Annotated in this window: 14 protein-coding genes; 13 read left to right on the top strand and 1 reads right to left on the bottom strand. The window is 32.9% G+C overall.

Annotated elements, in window-relative coordinates:
• Nucleotides 1-60 precede the first annotated feature (60 nt).
• The 5 genes from JOC47_RS08020 to JOC47_RS08040 all read left to right on the top strand — a co-directional run bounded on the left by JOC47_RS08020 (nt 61) and on the right by JOC47_RS08040 (nt 4232).
• On the top strand, nt 61-1686 hold the full coding sequence (locus JOC47_RS08020) for an SEC-C metal-binding domain-containing protein (RefSeq protein ID WP_204701552.1): 1626 nt from the start codon (nt 61-63) through the stop codon (nt 1684-1686).
• 154 nt (nt 1687-1840) lie between these two features.
• Nucleotides 1841-2089 carry a DUF6364 family protein gene (locus JOC47_RS08025; protein WP_204701553.1) on the top strand — a complete coding sequence of 83 codons (249 nt, stop codon included), beginning with the start codon at nt 1841-1843 and terminating at the stop codon, nt 2087-2089.
• On the top strand, nt 2070-2498 hold the full coding sequence (locus JOC47_RS08030) for a PIN domain-containing protein (RefSeq protein ID WP_204701554.1): 429 nt from the start codon (nt 2070-2072) through the stop codon (nt 2496-2498). The genes JOC47_RS08025 and JOC47_RS08030 overlap by 20 nt, the downstream gene beginning before the upstream one ends.
• A gap of 245 nt (nt 2499-2743) precedes the next feature.
• Nucleotides 2744-3388, top strand: coding sequence for a hypothetical protein (locus JOC47_RS08035; protein WP_204701555.1), 645 nt, complete (start codon nt 2744-2746; stop codon nt 3386-3388).
• On the top strand, nt 3381-4232 hold the full coding sequence (locus tag JOC47_RS08040) for a contractile injection system protein, VgrG/Pvc8 family (RefSeq protein ID WP_204701556.1): 852 nt from the start codon (nt 3381-3383) through the stop codon (nt 4230-4232). The genes JOC47_RS08035 and JOC47_RS08040 overlap by 8 nt, the downstream gene beginning before the upstream one ends.
• Before the next feature lie 105 nt (nt 4233-4337).
• On the opposite strand, the gene JOC47_RS08045 is transcribed toward JOC47_RS08040, so the two are convergent.
• Complete coding sequence (locus tag JOC47_RS08045) at nt 4338-5636, bottom strand: RNA-guided endonuclease InsQ/TnpB family protein (RefSeq protein ID WP_204701557.1); 1299 nt, start codon at nt 5634-5636, stop codon at nt 4338-4340.
• A gap of 235 nt (nt 5637-5871) precedes the next feature.
• On the opposite strand from JOC47_RS08045, the gene JOC47_RS08050 reads away from it, so the two are divergent.
• The 8 genes from JOC47_RS08050 (at nt 5872) to JOC47_RS08085 (ending at nt 16518) form a co-directional block, all read left to right on the top strand.
• Complete coding sequence (locus JOC47_RS08050) at nt 5872-6156, top strand: hypothetical protein (protein ID WP_204701558.1); 285 nt, start codon at nt 5872-5874, stop codon at nt 6154-6156.
• 19 nt (nt 6157-6175) lie between these two features.
• A complete protein-coding gene (locus JOC47_RS08055) occupies nt 6176-6967 on the top strand; it encodes a hypothetical protein (RefSeq protein WP_204701559.1) in 792 nt (263 codons plus the stop codon).
• A gap of 322 nt (nt 6968-7289) precedes the next feature.
• The gene (locus tag JOC47_RS08060) at nt 7290-7703 is read left to right on the top strand and encodes a hypothetical protein (RefSeq protein ID WP_204701560.1); all 414 of its coding nucleotides are present in this window, start codon (nt 7290-7292) and stop codon (nt 7701-7703) included.
• 45 nt (nt 7704-7748) lie between these two features.
• On the top strand, nt 7749-8156 hold the full coding sequence (locus JOC47_RS08065) for a DUF4280 domain-containing protein (RefSeq protein WP_204701561.1): 408 nt from the start codon (nt 7749-7751) through the stop codon (nt 8154-8156).
• A 279-nt stretch (nt 8157-8435) separates the two neighbouring features.
• Nucleotides 8436-9380, top strand: a complete 945-nt coding sequence (locus tag JOC47_RS08070; protein WP_204701562.1) for a contractile injection system protein, VgrG/Pvc8 family — start codon at nt 8436-8438, stop codon at nt 9378-9380.
• A gap of 14 nt (nt 9381-9394) precedes the next feature.
• Nucleotides 9395-9970, top strand: a complete 576-nt coding sequence (locus JOC47_RS08075) for a hypothetical protein (RefSeq protein ID WP_204701563.1) — start codon at nt 9395-9397, stop codon at nt 9968-9970.
• A 156-nt stretch (nt 9971-10126) separates the two neighbouring features.
• Nucleotides 10127-13015: a PD-(D/E)XK nuclease family protein gene (locus JOC47_RS08080; RefSeq protein ID WP_204701564.1), complete on the top strand. Its 2889-nt coding sequence runs from the start codon at nt 10127-10129 to the stop codon at nt 13013-13015.
• Complete coding sequence (locus tag JOC47_RS08085) at nt 13015-16518, top strand: UvrD-helicase domain-containing protein (protein ID WP_204701565.1); 3504 nt, start codon at nt 13015-13017, stop codon at nt 16516-16518. The genes JOC47_RS08080 and JOC47_RS08085 overlap by 1 nt, the downstream gene beginning before the upstream one ends.
• Nucleotides 16519-16579 lie beyond the last annotated feature (61 nt).

Raw genomic sequence — 16579 nt, forward strand, 5'->3', positions numbered from 1 at the left:
TATAAAATCTGTATTTCCAGGTAAAATAAATAGTATAAGCCATATGCAAAGGATGATAAAATGGAAAACAATATTAATTGGGAAGTTGGTCGCAACGAACTTTGTCCTTGTGGAAGCGGAAAGAAATACAAGAAATGTTGTTTGAGGAAAGTTGAGCAGGAGCAAAGCTATAATTTGGCAGTAGATCGTGTGATTGATAAGGTAATGTCTTTCTTTTTTGAGCAGGAAGAAAACTACTTATCTGAAGTAGATGCTTATGTGGAGCGTTATGCTCAAACATTTGAAATTGAAGTATTTGATATGCCTGCTGAGTTAGAATTTTTAGCTCATTTCAATTTTATTTTTGATTGTAAGTTAGAAGAAGATAAGACTGTTTTAGAGCTTTTTAAGGAAGAACTGGAACACAATCTATCAAAGAGGGAACAGCAGGTGCTTGAAGCTTTGATTGCTGCACGGCTAAAAGTTTATCAAGTCAATGATCAACTTGGCATTCGTTATGAAGTGGAGAACTTATTTCAAGATGAAAGTAGTTTTGTAATTAATAGTGAAGAGGAAATTTTGCCAGGAGATATTTTAGTAGGGAGAATAGTGCAGATGGCCGAATATGCCCAATTAGTAGGATTGTATAATGTAATTTCTTTTGATTATAAAGAGATTGTTGAAACTGAGTTAAATGGGAAGTGGGCCAAGTTTAGAAGAGACAATAATAGTAGTAATTGGGAAGAATTTTCTCGCTGCTCCAGTGCTCAAATTTGGGACTTGTTTTTCTGGTTGATGGAAGAACCACTGGATTTTTCTCCTATTATTTATGAAGTAACTTATAAAGTACAGTCGCCACAAATTGTTAAAGAGCGGTTACTAAAATTAAATAATATAATACCCGAAGAAGAAGCAGAGCAACAAAGCTTGGTTTGGTTGGCAAAAGAACCGGACTTAGACCCTGATATTAGAGGTGACTTTATTATTGAAGAAGATAAGTTGATTTATATTACTCCTTGGGAAGATCAATTAGAGTTGGGAAAAAATCTGCTGGAAACTGAATTGTCCTTTCTAATAGAATATGATGAAGAATGTCTATTAGACCTTGAATCTGGTGAAGTATTAGAGTGGATTACTCGCAGTCAAGAAACTAGTGAAGCAATTGTTGAAGCTTTTATTTCTTTACCACTAGAAGGTAGAGAAGATATTGAAGGGCGAACTCCCCAAGAATTAGTAAAAGATGAAGAGGGGCGAAATAAATTAAAATCATATTTAGATGAATTAGAATTATTAATTAAATTTTCATTTGCTAATGATCCTAATAATTTCACTTTAGATGAAATAAAAGCAATAAAAAAACGATTAGGTTATGAGGTAAAAGATGAATCTTTGCTGCTGGATGGAGTGGAAAAATTATTAGTTGAAAAAATGCCAAATCATGATCTGCTAGGAGAAGAAGTGGTTGATGCAGTATTCCTATGGCGAGATTATAAACAAGAAATTGATTCTTGGTCTGGTAGTGATAGAGCTTGGGCTGCTGCAGTGGAATATACAATAGGATCTATTAGCTTTAGTACTTTGGAGCATACTCAATCTGAATTAAGCGAAATTTACAATGTAAGTGTAAATGAGATTTCGAAGAGATATCAAACTATTGCAGAAACTTTGGGAATTGAAGTTAACGACTTCCAGTGGGTGCTTAATTAATGATTAAGTTGAAATGTTTAAAAAATAAATTTTTATCCCGGGCCAAGCGCTCGGGATTTTTCGTTGCACCAAAAACTTAGAGGTTTAATACTAAACATATAATTGCAAATAAACACGTATAATGATATAATAATATACGTAAGGAGGGATGAGCATGAAAGATAAATTAACTTTAAGTATTGAAGAAGATGTAATTGAATTTGCTCATAGATTATCTAAAGAGACTAATCAATCTATTTCTAGTATAGTTGAAAAGCATTTATTGGAATTAAAAGAAATAAAAGAGCAAGATTATGAAGTGGATCCGAGAGTAAAAAAGTTAAGTGGGATATTTGAGGGGGAAGATTTTCCGGAGAGTAAAGAAGAAATGAGGAGATTATTCCATGAAAAAAATAATAGTTGATATTAATGTAATAATGGATTTGAGTTTGAAACGAGAAGGATTTAACATGGCAGAAAAAACTTTTGATATTTGCCTTAAGGATGATATTCAAGGTTATGTTTGTGCTCATGAAATAACTATTTTATCATATTTATTACAAAGGAAATTCAAATTACAAAAAGTCAAATATTTTTTAGAAGAAATATTAGATATATTTCAAATTATTTCTGTAAATAATAAAATTTTAAAATCTGCTTTAGATTCAGAAATTAAAGATTATGAGGATGCAGTAATAGAATTAAGTGCTTTAGAGACAGAGGTTGATTATATAATTACTAGAAATTTAAAAGATTTTAAAAATAGTAGAGTTGAAGCTTTAAGTCCTGAAGAATTTGTTTTGTTGTATAAAGAAATGATTTGTGAAAAATAAATATTATAAATGGAGGTTCACTCACTTGGTATTTTCATCTTAAATTGTAGGCTTCTTTTGGTGTGTTTTAAACACATCAAAGGAAGCCTTTTTTTATTTTTTGGGACTAGTTAAAAAATGATAATTGAATAAGACTTACGCTTTGGATATAATAGTTATATAATAAAAAATATTAACAGTAAAATATAATGAAATTTCATGTGAGTTAGTAGATTGAAAGCTATAAATCTAAAGGAGGAAGCAAAATGGATGAAAAGATTGTTGAAATTATAAACAAAAATCAAGCAGAACAAGAAGAGGTGGTTGATGACAAGAGTTATGAAGAAAAAATTGCCGCTAGTATTAGAAAGGTTAGTTTAATAATTGATGGCCAATTGATTGAATTTTCCGCAAGGACTATTCTAGACGAGAGACTCAAGATCTATTTACCTGATTTTTTTGAAGTCATGTCTGCAGAAATCGCTGCATTAAAGTATCCTTCAGCCAGAAGACCGGAATTGATTTATACTAATCCCGATACTACAATTAATCTTTCCTTTAATCATACTGCTAGTGAACTTAAGAGTGATATTACTGAAGACGAAATGACAGGGTTTAAAGATTATATGTTAGAAGTGATCCAAAAGATGCAGCCGGCAGCTGAAATTTTGGCTGATGGGGTAGAGGAGATAAATGGTCAACAGCTAGGGTTTTTGGAGTTTGTAACGCCAGCTTTAGATACTGATATTTATAATTTTAACTTTTTAGTAGAATTGCAGGGGAGAGCTTTGATTTGTAGTTTCAATTGTATAGCCGAAAAGATGGCCGACTGGAAAGTAGCTGCAAAAGGAATGATGCAGACAGTTGAAATAGTTTCAGAAGAAGTTAAAGGAGGTTCGTTAGATGGCTAAAGTAATAACTGGTGGGAACTTGGAGATAGCCCCGATTGCTCTTGAAGCATTATATGAGCTTGAAATTGTCAAAGAAATAAATGAGCATAGTAGTTTGCATTTTAAGGGTGTAGTGCCTGAAGAAGATAAGAATAAGTATATTCACCTAAGAGATACGCAAAAAGAACTAGAGGTGAATAAAGTAGATGATGCTGGAACAGAGATTCTTTTCAAAGGGAAAATTTCAAATTTAAAGATCAAGGCCGTCAGAAATATTTATCATATTGAGGTAGAAGCAGTATCTTATACCTCTGACCTTGACTTAAAATTAAAAAAACGTTCTTTTCAAGATCAAAAAATGACTTATAAACAGCTGCTAAAAGAAGTTATTGCAGATTATCCTGGCGGAGATGTAATGGATAAAGCTTCTCAAGGAGCCCAGATTGAAAAATTCATCCTCCAGTACCGCGAGACTGATTGGCAGTTTTTAAAGAGATTAGCTTCGCGCTTTAATACAGGACTTATTCCTGATGATAAATTTGCAAAACCAAAATTTTATTTTGGTGTACCTAAAAAAGCTTCTAAAGGTAAGTTGAAGAATTTTAATTATCGCGTCAAAAAGCGCTTAGGTGATTATAGATTTTCATCTGAAAATTATATTGAAGATATAAAAGAGACAGATTTTACTTATTATGAAGTACAGACCAATCAAATTTTAAATGTAGGAGATAAGGTTAAATTTAAAAACAATCCACTCTATGTGAGCAAGGTTGTAGCTAAGCTAAAAGATGGACTCTTAAAACATATTTGTTCAGTGGCTCGTGAACTACTCGGCAATGAATTACCGAGCTTCATAGTCGCTTAACCTTATGGGACACAAGATGAATTTCACCCGTAACATCGATTAAGTTACCTAGTTGGATAGTCCGTACCCACTACTCCTATCCTATTACAGACTCGGAGATACTTTTTAAGCTACAAATTTATTTTGATCCCAATAATATTTACTTAGATTGTTTAAACCTTCAACTTGAAGATCAATCTCAGGTCCTTTACGTCTTTGCTGTAAATACTTTTTTAAAATATTAAATGCTCCTACTATATCAGCATTAAAAGCTTTTTTATTATCTACATATAATCCTCGCTTTTTACGATTAGAACCTTGAGCATATTTTTTAGTCACTTTTTTAGTATGAGGACTGCATTGACTAGTAAATGCTTCATTCTTTTTAATCAGATTTATTCCTTTTAATTTAAGTTTGTACTCTAATTGGTGGTAAATTTCATCATAGGGAAGTTGATGTAACTTTTGATTGTTCACCTTACCGATGTCATTATTGTCTCTGATACCTTTAATGTTTCCGACTATAACCCTGTTAATGTTATGTTTTACACAATAGCTAACTATTGTTTTAGTTGCAGCATGAATTAGATGGCTAATCTGTCTATCTCTTTTTTGATATAGTTGTTTTAATCGTTTAGAAGTCTTTTTTCCTTGTGAATTCAAAATAGATTGAAAGTGTTTTATCTTTTTATTAAAATAGCAGCTGATACTTAAATATTGGCCTCCATCCAAGATAAAACTTTCTTTAGTTTTATTAGAATAACAAGTTGCAAGGTTATTAAGCCCTAGATCAATAGATAAATAATTCCCATTATCAGCTTTGATTTTTGGTGTTTCTACTTTATAAATTAAGATTAATTTATAATTATCATTTGTTAAAGGTTTAAACTCCAATCTAGTGGTATTATTTAAAATATAATCTCTATCAGCAGACAAAAGCTCGTTTGGCACTTTTATCCATAAGAATTTTTGGTTGATAGAGTATTCTTCTTTTAAATAATCTTTTAACTGTTTTGGAAGAGATAACCTTAACTTGTTATCTATAATCTTAAACCCATTATTGAGAAAACGGAAATTAAACTTACTATCTTTAGGTTTATATGATGGTGGTTTAGGCTTGCCTGTATATTTGCTTGGGTTAGACTTATAGTCCTTTATAGATTTAAAATAAGATTTCCAGTTGTCTGATAATATTTTCAAAGTTTCTTGGGCTGTCTGAGAAGGCAGATTTTTATACCAAAAATGATCTTTTAACTCTTTTTTCTGCTTATACCAATCAGGAAAATCTTTATTGCTATCTTTAGAGTAATTTTTCCGTTCATAGTTCGCAACATTATATAACTTTGCACTTGCATATCCTAGACAACCTAGTATAATTTGCTCGGTTTTGTTTGGCTTCAGAATGAAGTTTTCAGCTAATTTCATCGCATGCACCTCCTCTCTTATAATTGTTTGTAAAAATCAATTCTCTTTTTGTTTTTTGATATACTGTTTAACAGACTCTTTAGAAATGCTACCAAACTTATCACCTTTCTTACACATAGTATGTCATTAATGATTGATAAATATTAGTATAATAAAAGGTTATTGTGATTATATATATGGTATTAAAAAATAAAACCGAGCAAATTCATCACCCATTTAAAAAAGGGGGGGTTCTTTGCTCTTTAGTCCTAAAGATGGGAAAGAATTGAAATTTAGTCCCGAAGAGATTGTGATCACTGGGAAAGATGAAGAAATCTTTATTAGGTTACATGACAAAGAAGGAATAGAAATCATCAGTAAAGAGCCGATTAAATTTAAGACTAGCAAAGATTTAAGTATAGATGCGAAACAAAAAGTAGTAATATCTGCTGAAGAAAAGATTGACCTAAAGTGTAAATCAAGTGAGATAACTATGGATGGTAAGACAATTATTAAAGGCGGAGAAGTTAAGTCGAATTAAGTTAAGAAAGGAGCTAACAGTGAATAAAAGAGAAGCTTTAGAGTATTTTTATGATAATTATGCTGAGAGGACAATTACCCACAGCCTGTTTGCAGTAGAAGAATATTTTAATGCTCACTTAGATGAGTTGATAGCCGATTTTAGAGCATCATTTAAAAAATTGTGCTGCCAAGTTAATCAACTGCAGGAAACAGGTGAGAAAGGTAAGATTGCCTATATTACTTATTCAATGTTACGAACATCGATAGCTGATAAAAGTTATATCTATCTAGTAGAAGCCCAAAATAAATATTGGTTCTGCGACCACCAGAGCTTCCAAATGGAATATGATGCCAGTTGGTTATTTGAGTTTTTAGAAGAGGCGGAAAGAAAACTACAACAGCAGATGAACTCATATATAAATCCCCTCTCCAAAACTGATATTGAACGGATTACACTCCAGCAGGCTGAAAAATATAATTGCTATATAGTTTATCTAGCCAGAGATGCAATGAAAGAAGTTCTCAAGTTAGAAGAATATCAAAACTTAGCTAGAAACGAAGAATTTGAAGTGCGAGTAGGTGAATATAGAGATTTAAGTGAGATTGTTTATAAGGAAGATAGAAAAGAAAAGGATGCACAGAAAATGAAGGAGTGGCTAGAAGAAAAGCGAGATTATGAATATGCTTATGAAGTGTTTCAAGATTTGGATTTAGCTCAGGGTGATTATATCGGAATTGATTTAAGGTATAGTGATTTAAGCAATAGTAATTTGGCTGAAAGTTATTGCATTAGTTGTCAGAAAACCCTAATGGGCTTGCCTTTGGGCTGAATGACAACATTTTAGAAATAATTAAATATTATTTCTAAAATATGATATACTAAATATGAATCAAAAAAATCAAACCCTACGATAAAGAGTAAGCGATAACCAAGCTGCTCTATAAAATTAGCAAAGGGTAAAAAAATAATACATTACCGTCGGGCTGACGGGAATTCAAGCTTCTGGAGGCATTGCAAGTTGCCTCAACTGGTCTTTTGGCTAGTCTAGAAACTGTAAGACCTGATTTGTCTTGCTATTTACGGTAGGTTCAGATTAGGCTCGTTTCAATGAATGAAGAAACCTGAACGGGCTTGCCCTTCAGGTAGGTCATATGAACCATTGTACTTTATTGGGGACTAAGTTCACTAACGCTGATTTAAGAAGAACAGATTTTATTGCCCGACCGCTACTTTTAATCTCTGATCCCTTAAAAGAACTATTTGAAAAGTATCAAGCAGATATCTTTTTTAAGCCAGTAGTTTTATTTGATCCTCAATGGGAAGATCAAGTTTTATATTGGATTATGATTCCGGAAAGTATTGGTTGTTTATCACGAGCTAGTCAATTTAATAGAGACGGAACAGTAGAAAAGATAGTAATTGATTCTCAAAGAACGGCTGGAGCAAATATTTTTAAGATAGCAGAAACTGTTGAACCTACTATTGTTGTTAATCTAGCAGTAGCAGAAAGTATATTACGTAGAGAATTTATAGGTGTTGATTTAAAGAAGGTAGAGGTTGATTGAAACTTAGCAGAGAGAACTATAAATGTGAAAGGAGCATCTCGATAAATGGAGACTAAAGTAATCAAGAGTACAGCTAAGAAGAAAAGTTATGTAGTTGAAGGGGCTACTTTAAAGTGTAATCAAGGAGATAAGAAGAGTGAGTTATGTGTGACACCTAATCATGGAATCTATATTAGGGATAAATCCCAAGCGAATATCAATGATTTTGTGCCGATGAAAAACATCAAAGCTTTTGGGAAGTGTAAGAGCTTAGCTAATCCCACAGTAGCAGCGGCAACTGCTGCAAACAAGGACAAATTAAAGAAAATGCCCTGTATCCCAGCAATTACTATGCAGTGGATTGCGGGCAAAACTGATGTGCTAATTGGCAAGTTCCCAGCTCTATTGAATACATCTACCATTATGTGTACTTATGCTGGAAAAATAACAATTGAAAAAGATGGGCAAGGGTAAAAGCAGTTATTAGTAATCAGTAATCAGTTTACAGTTAAATTCAAAGGCAAAGTCAAAAGCAAGTTCAAAGGATAAGAGAAGTTAAAGTCAAGAGCAAAGTCAAATTCGAAAATAAATATATTAAGCAGTATATTAGTTATTGCAAATTAATTTTATCAAGTGGGTGTTTAATGTTTTGCTTGTATGATTTCAATTATCAATTTATTTCAGGGAGGAGTGATAATCTGCAGTTTGGTTCAAGAAATAATGAGGAATTTATAGAGCAGAGGGGGAGAGTAATTGGCAGGGGATGAGAAGATAATGGGCTATGAGAATATAGAGGTGATATCTCCTTATGAGCTAAAAGAACTTAGAGAATTAGAGATTCTACAAAGTGTAAATGATCATGCCAAAATGAAGTTTAAGGGAATAGTAGCTGAGGAAGTGGGAGATACTTGTGTAAGGAAGGCAACAGTTCAAGATGAGATAGAGGTTAAGCAGGTAGTTGATGGGACTAAAGTACGAACGGTATTTAAAGGTGTTGTGACTAGTGTTGAAGTCAAAGCTGTGCAGGGAATACATTATCTAGAGGTGGAGACAATATCATATACCTTTGAATTAGACCTTAAGATAAAAAGTCGTTCCTTTCAAGATCAAGAGATGAAATATAAGCAGATGATCCAGGAAGTGATTAAAGATTATTCCGGAGCAGACTTTAATGATAAGGCTAGTAATGGTCAAAAACTAGAAAAATTTATTTTACAGTATGAAGAAACAGATTGGCAGTTTCTAAAGCGGATGGCTTCTCACTTTGAAACAGTATTAGTACCCTATAGTGCAGCAGACGGGCCAAAATTTTGGTTTGGAGTACCCAGCGGGAAGTCAGGTTCTCTGCACCAAGATTTTCATTATACTTTAAAGCGAGATAGGTCGGATTACCTTTGGACGGCAGAAAATTATAATCAAGGTTTAAAAGAGAAAGACTTTATTGACTATGATGTCCTATCCTATAACTATATTGATATAGGGAATAGAGTAAAGTGTCAAGGCAAGTCTTTGTTAGTAGCTGAGGCAAAATATAAAGGTACTTATAATTATGTTGTTCCAATGTTACCACCAGAGAATAAATTAGATATTATTGCTTGGGGTGAGTATGCAGTAAAAGGTGTAGGGCATGTTGTAGAAGATGTGGTGCCTTATTATCTTACTGGGAAGAAAAATGAAAGGAATCAAGGTGAAGAATAAGGGAGGTGTTAGAAATGTTTTCTTTGAAAAATGTACTTATTGTTTTAATTATTGTTATATTTATCTCAAGTTTTTTAACATCATGTAAATTTTCAAAAATAATCGACTTAGTCCATAAAGACACAGATACTTTTTATAAAAAATATGATTTTTCAGATTCTAGACTAAAGAAATATCAGGTTAATGGTATAATATTTATACCATATACAAGACAGCTTCCTCATCGTAGTTATAGTGACAAGTTTCATTACTATTATTTATCTTTAGCTTCATACAGAAAAAAGGGAGATGATGGCAAAGTTATTATTAATAATGTAGAGTTAGAAGGGGTAAAGGAGGTTAAATTTAAGAAGATAACTAAGGAGTTAAAGCAAGGACTAGAATTTAAAGAGTATGAAAAAAATAATGGTATATATAAGGATGAATTTAAATTAATTCATCAAATAAATGACTATAATATGGAATTGACAGATAAGAGTCAAATTAAAGTTGTATTAAATGTGAGTGTTGAAGAAGATGGTGAAGTTATTACTCGGGATTTAGAGTATATATTTGAAACTAGGATAAGGGAATATTTAGTGCAAAGATAGAAAAGCAGTCTTTTCTGATAGCTAAAGGTCAATTTTTAATTAGTCACTTATGAACATGATCTAATTAGTATTTTATAGATCATGCAGGATATTTTAGGAATTGAGTGAATTTTAATAATAAGAAGTTTGCAATTTATCAGAAAGGAGCGGTTATTGTTGACTAAAAAATTAATTTATAGTGATATTAATCCCCAACTCGATACAGATTTAGAGTATTATCAAGAGCATGATAATGCCTTAACCATTTTACCTTATTATGAGATGATAACAGCTTTTCGCAATCGTTTAGTGGCTCAAGCTCCAAATGGGGCAGTAGAACTGAATAATTTAATTTCTATTGCGCAGTTACTGCAGGAGTTATATGTTAAAGTAGGTACTAAGCAGTTAATCAAAGAACAACAATTAAAGTATTTAGTTTATGAACTATTAAAGAATAATGATTACAAGTATTTTGATCATAAGTCCATTGATTATATAATTCAGTTTATGAATCAGGTGGATGCTCGCTTAGTAGATTTATCGGAACAAGAAGTGAGTGCACCGACAGCCGAATTGATTGCAATTTATCAAGCAATAAAAGAAGAGTTAGCTGAGCAGGGGTTAGTAACTAAATGGCAGTCTTATCAAGAACTACTTAATAACATAGAACAAGAAGATTTTGCTTATTTATATCCAGAAATTGAAGAATTGTTTTTATACAGGTTGCAGATTATTAAAGCAGTAGAATTAGAATTAATCCTTAAATTAGCAGACTTTGTTTCTGATACAACAATTGTCCTGGATTATGACCCGGAAAAACAGAAGTTATTTCACAATTTAAAAGATGTAGTGGAACGTTTAGAGGCAGAGGATTTTGATGTTGAAGCTAGATTAGAAGAAGAAAAAACGTTAATTCAAGATCTGTTTAATGACCAGTTTAAAGTAGATAAATATAATTGGCAGCAAGAAATGGGGACTAAGTTGCAGGTGAGTAGTAAAGCAGATGTAGTGGAAGAGCTAAAGGCTACAGCGCGTAAGATAGTGTCTTTGGCTAAAGAAGGCCAAAGTTTAGATAGAATTGGAATAGCATTTTCCTCTCCTGATCGCTATTTGCAGCACTTGGCCCGGGTCTTTAATAGTTATAATCTGCCTTATCAACAGCAGATTCCTCATCCTTTAGCAGAATCGTCTCTGCTGCAGGATATTAAAGTAGTTCTGCGCTTACTGCAGGGAGATTTTACTGCAGAAGATTTGTTAGTATTATTGAAAAGTGATTGGCTAGAATTAACTCCAGCTGCAGCAGCAGATTATCATTTAGAACAGATATTAAAAGAGATTCGTTTCCCTGTGGAAGGTTGGAATTTAGTTGATTTAATTTTAGAGCAGCAGGAATTAGAAGCAGAATTGCAGACTGCTTTAGAGCAATTGCAGGAATATTGTTGTTGGCGGCCTAAAGAAGAGGTCAGTTCCGAGGAGTTTACAGCTCGATTAAAAGACCTATTAACTGATTTGGGGTTGGCCCAGGTCTTAGCAGAGGCACCTGCTGATATTACAGCAGCTTGGCAGGCTTTGCAAAGCCAAATTGCTAGCTTGCAAGATTTAGAATTGGGCATTAAAGAAGTAACAGAGTGGGTAGAATTAGTGCAGCTAGCAATCAAAGAAGGAACTTATACTCCAGACAGTAACGGGGGAGTAGAAGTCACAGGTAAAATTGAACTGCGGAGTGGGGATTATGATTATATATTCTTATTAGGTATGAGTGAAGAATTATATCCGACGATTAGACAGAATCCAATCGATAAATATTTAGAAGAAGTCAATATCAAAGTGGATAATCGAGAAGTAAGAGATAGATATTTGTTGAATGATCACTTGCTGTCGGCTAACAAAGGTATTTTTATGCTTTATTCTAAGACGGGCAATCAAGAAGAAGCTTTAAGTAGTGCTTGTATAGAGGAATTAAGCCGCGTAGTAGAATTAGAAGAAATCCCAGAAACAGATGAAATTTATTCTCAGCAGGAATTACAGCAGGTAGTTGGTTTAGACTTGCAAGAGAGAAAGCTAAATCAAGTCGCTTTAGATTATGACTGGGGCCAAGGTTTAGAGATTAAAGCTAAATTAACGCAGGGCCAAGTCAGAGATGATTTAGCCGGCTATAATGGCAATCTCCAGGCTAAAGATAATCTAAATTGGCTGCAGAATAAATATAATGACAAGTATAATTATTCGGCTTCGTTTTTAGAGAAATATTTAGAGTGTCCCTTTCAATTTTTATTAGATAAAGTATTTGAATTGGAAGAGATTGAATATGAAGAAGAAATGAATCCTTTAGAAAGAGGGTCATTACTGCATAGAATTTTAGATCAGTTTTATACTAAGTTTGCCGCTAATAAAGTTACAGAGGAAAATTATCAACAAGCCTATGAAACTTTAGTGCAGGTAACAAAGGAAGTACTGAATGAGTATAACTTGTTTGAACATAGCTTTTATTGGGCTACCGAAGGTAGTCGTTATTTAGATAATGATCAACTAGGTATTGTTTTAGAGGAATTTTTAGAGAATGAATTAAATGGTACTTATAATCAATATTATAGCAAGTCTATTCCAGCTAGTGAACTTGAAGTTAAGGAAACAGAATGGGAATTTAAAAATTTGAATTTGGTGGATGATTATTTATTTGCAGGAAAGATTGATCGAATTGATTATCATTCTGGTAGAGATGTAATGGGAGTTATAGATTATAAAACTGGCCAGTTGCAGTATAAAAAATTAAGTAGTGCGCCAGTTCAAATCCCCCTTTATATGATGGCCGTTAAGCAGGAGTTTGCTCATGAAGTAGGGATGGGAGGTTACTTTGGTTTACATCCCAAGGAAGATAGAGATAGCCGCTATAAGATACTGTTAGGTAATCAATTACGCAAATCTTATTCAGGAAAATTGGAAGAAGCAGAAGATAAAATTAGAGAGGCAGTGCAGGGGATTAAGTCGGGGAAGTTTGGCCCAGGAGAAAATAGCAATTGTGAGTTTTGTAATTATTGGGCTCTATGTCAGAAGGAGGATAACTAATGGGAGAAGAGATTAGAGGTTTAGAATTAACTACTGCTCAAGTACAGGCAGTTAAAACTCTAGATCAGAACTTAGCTATTACTGCGGGAGCAGGAAGTGGTAAAACAAGAGTATTGACGGAAAGATACATTGAAATTTTGTTAACTGAGTTAGAAGATGAAAGTAAAAGTGCTAAAGAAGTTCTAGAAACGATAGTAGCCATTACCTTCACTAAAAAAGCAGCCTCAGAAATGAAAGAGCGAATTAGAGAACGCTTAGAAGAATACTTAACAGATAATTTTAATAGTCTAAGTGCTAAAAGAAAAAAAGATATTATTAATATATTAGATAATCTATCTCATGCTAAAATTTCTACGATTCATTCTTTTTGCAAAAGTATTCTCAAAGATAATTTATTTGAAATCGGCTTAACTACAGATTTTGAAATTGTAGAAGGAATCCATAAGGATAATTTACTGCGTGAAACAGTGATTGCAGTGATAGATGAAATTAGAGCAGATGAAAGCCATCAATTATATGATATATTGTGGGATTTGACTTATCGCTATGGCAAAAAAGATTTGATTGTAGTTTTAATGGAATTATTAGAGCAAAGACAAGAAATTGCTCGTATAAAAAAGGAACTAGAAGATAAAAGTTTAGCTGATAAATTCAATCAATTGCTTCGTGATGTGCCATTAAAGCAATTACAGCGCTATGCTGTGCAGGAAGAATTTCAAAAGAAAGTAAAGCAGTTAGCTGATTTTGAAGTAAAAGAGCAATCATTAGGAACTAGTATAGCTAAAAAAGTGGCTGAAATTGCTGAAAAAATCATAAAAGAGATTAGTAAAACTAATTCTTCGTCCCAGGATGAATTACTAGAACTTCATTTTGAACTATTAGATTGCTTTTATGATTCTGAGGCAGATGAAAAGAGAAAATCAATTTATAGCGATATGAGTGCTAGTGATTGGGTGGGTGGTAATGATGTTAAATTAGCAGCTAATCAGATTTTCAAAGATTTATTTGAGTTACTGCCTGGTACTGGAAGCAAAGCTTTAATGAGTGAAGAAGAAAGTAAAATTAATTTTAGTCAACAGATATTAAAATTATATCAACCAGTTGTGGATAAATATCAAGAACTAAAAAAGAAACAAGGTTATTTTGATTTTGTTGATTTAGAGCAAGAAGTGATTGATAATTTTAATAACAACTATCAATTAGTAGAAGAACTAAGAAATGAAATTGATTTTATGTTAGTTGATGAATTTCAAGATACTAATCAGATGCAGTGGGATATTATTCGTCCCTTAGTGACTATAGATAAAGATTTTACTAAGTTAGCAGCGGATAAATTATTTATAGTTGGAGACCCTAAACAATCAATTTATGGTTTTAGAAGAGCTGATATTAGAATCTTTAAAGAAGTAATGCAGCAAATAGAAGCTACTAATTCGGAAGGTAGGATTGAATTAAGTAAAAACTTCCGTTCTAATCAAGCCATTATTGATTTCACTAATCATGTTTTTAGTGATGTATTTGCTGTTACCCATCAGGAGGCAGCCGAATATGATGTTGTTAAGCAGGATTTGAGTTTTGGTAGAGAAGTAAAATATCAAGATGAAATTAGCCGCCATCCCGATTCTCATATAGAGACGTTATTAACTGAATACAATCGCAATGATGAATATTCCAAAGGAGAATATGAAGCACAGCAGATAGCTGAAAAGATTGAGTGGTTAGTAAAAGATTCAGACAAGAAAATTTTCAAGAATGGGGAATTACAGGCAGTTGATTATGGAGATATTGCAATTTTAATGACTGCTCGGACAAGATTAAAGGATTATGAACAAGGATTAGAAAAAGCTGGTATTGATTATATTACAGTAGCAGGGAAAGGTTACTATCAACGCCAAGAGATTTATGACCTCTATTTAGCTTTAAAAGCATTATTAAATCCTAAAAATGATGCTTTGATTTTTGGATTATTCCGTTCGCCGTTATTTGGATTTAGTGATGAGCAGTTATTTAGGATGATGCGTCAAAAAGAAGCTTCTTTATTAGCAGAAATCTTTAATAAACAGCCAAGCAGCAAAGCCCAGTTTGAAAAATGGCAGCAGCTAAAGAATGAGGTTAGTATTGACCAGTTAATTGAGACTATATTAAGTGATTGTGGGGCATATGCTAGTTATTTAAGTGGAATAGATGGGAAGCAAAAGATAGCTAATTTTGAGAAATTGATTGAAGAAGCAGCTCAATTTAGTAATAATGAGGGTAACAATCTTCATTCATTTGTCGGACAATTAGAAGAGTTAATGGAGCAAGAAGAAAAAGAAGGCAGTAAAGAATTAGAAACTGAGGATCAAGAAGCAGTACAGTTAATGACTGTTTATGCAGCTAAAGGTAAGGAATTTCCGGTTGTCTTTTTAGCTGATTTAAATAATGCTGGTAATCCCCAAACAGGAAATATAATCTGTGAAGAAGTGGCGGGACAGGAGCAAATTGGAGTAAAATATTATACAGAAGATTTTAAGCGAGAAGAAACAAGTAGTTATCAAATGCTGAAACAAGAACGTGGGGCTAAAGAAGAATTTGAATCTAAGCGTGTCTTTTATGTCGGCGTTACTAGAGCAGAAGAAATGTTATTCTTATCAGCTTCAGTTCATGTAAATAGTGATGATGAAATAAATTGGCATAATGGTTTAAAGTGGTTAATGAAAGGCTTAAGATATAGTAATCAAGATTTAGTTGAATTTATGCAGGGGGAGGAAGAAACTAGGACAGAAAATCTGGCGATTAATGATCAGCAAAGAAGTGTAGCAGTAAAGCTAACGAAAAATCAAACAGAAGTTAGAGAATTAGAAACAGAGTTAGCATTTGAGGCAAGTATTACAGATGACGCTTTGAATATTTTAACCGAGCAGGAATCTGAAGCTCTAACTATTGAAGTTGAAACTCCATCTAGCACAGCAGAGTTTGAACCTGAAGTGAAGCAGGATGAAGAGGTAGATGAAAACAAAGAAAATAAAATATCTTGGCAGGAAGAAAACTTGGCTACCTTAAAGGGGACTATCATTCACCATGGCCTAGAATTATTAATCAATGATGGTACAATTGATTATAGCTATTTATTTAGGTCACACCCTGCTATTGAAAAGTATGGGGATAAAAAAGAAGAAATTAAAAATGAACTACAGAAAATAGAGAACTGTCCTGAATTTCGCGATTTAACTGCTGGACAGTGTCAGACGGAAGTAGATTTTTATTTGCAGATTGAGAATAATAAATTTATGAATGGCTCAATTGATTTATTAACTCAGAATCAGGCCGGAGAATGGTTAATAGTTGACTGGAAGACTAACCGTGTTCATAGTTCTCAAGATATAGCAGATCATTTGCATGAGTACAAATCCCAGTTAGAAAATTATGAAAGAGCAGTACAGCAATTAAAGGATACTGAAAATGTGCAGAGCTATTTATATCTTACAGATGCTCCTGCTGGACAGCGGCTACAGCAGGCCTAATAATTATTATTTGAGTTAATGCAGGGAATTAAAGAGCAATATATAAAATAAGATGTAAGAG

It is taken from the genome of Halanaerobacter jeridensis, assembly GCF_016908315.1.
GTDB classification, from domain to species: Bacteria; Bacillota; Halanaerobiia; order Halobacteroidales; family Halobacteroidaceae; genus Halanaerobacter; species Halanaerobacter jeridensis.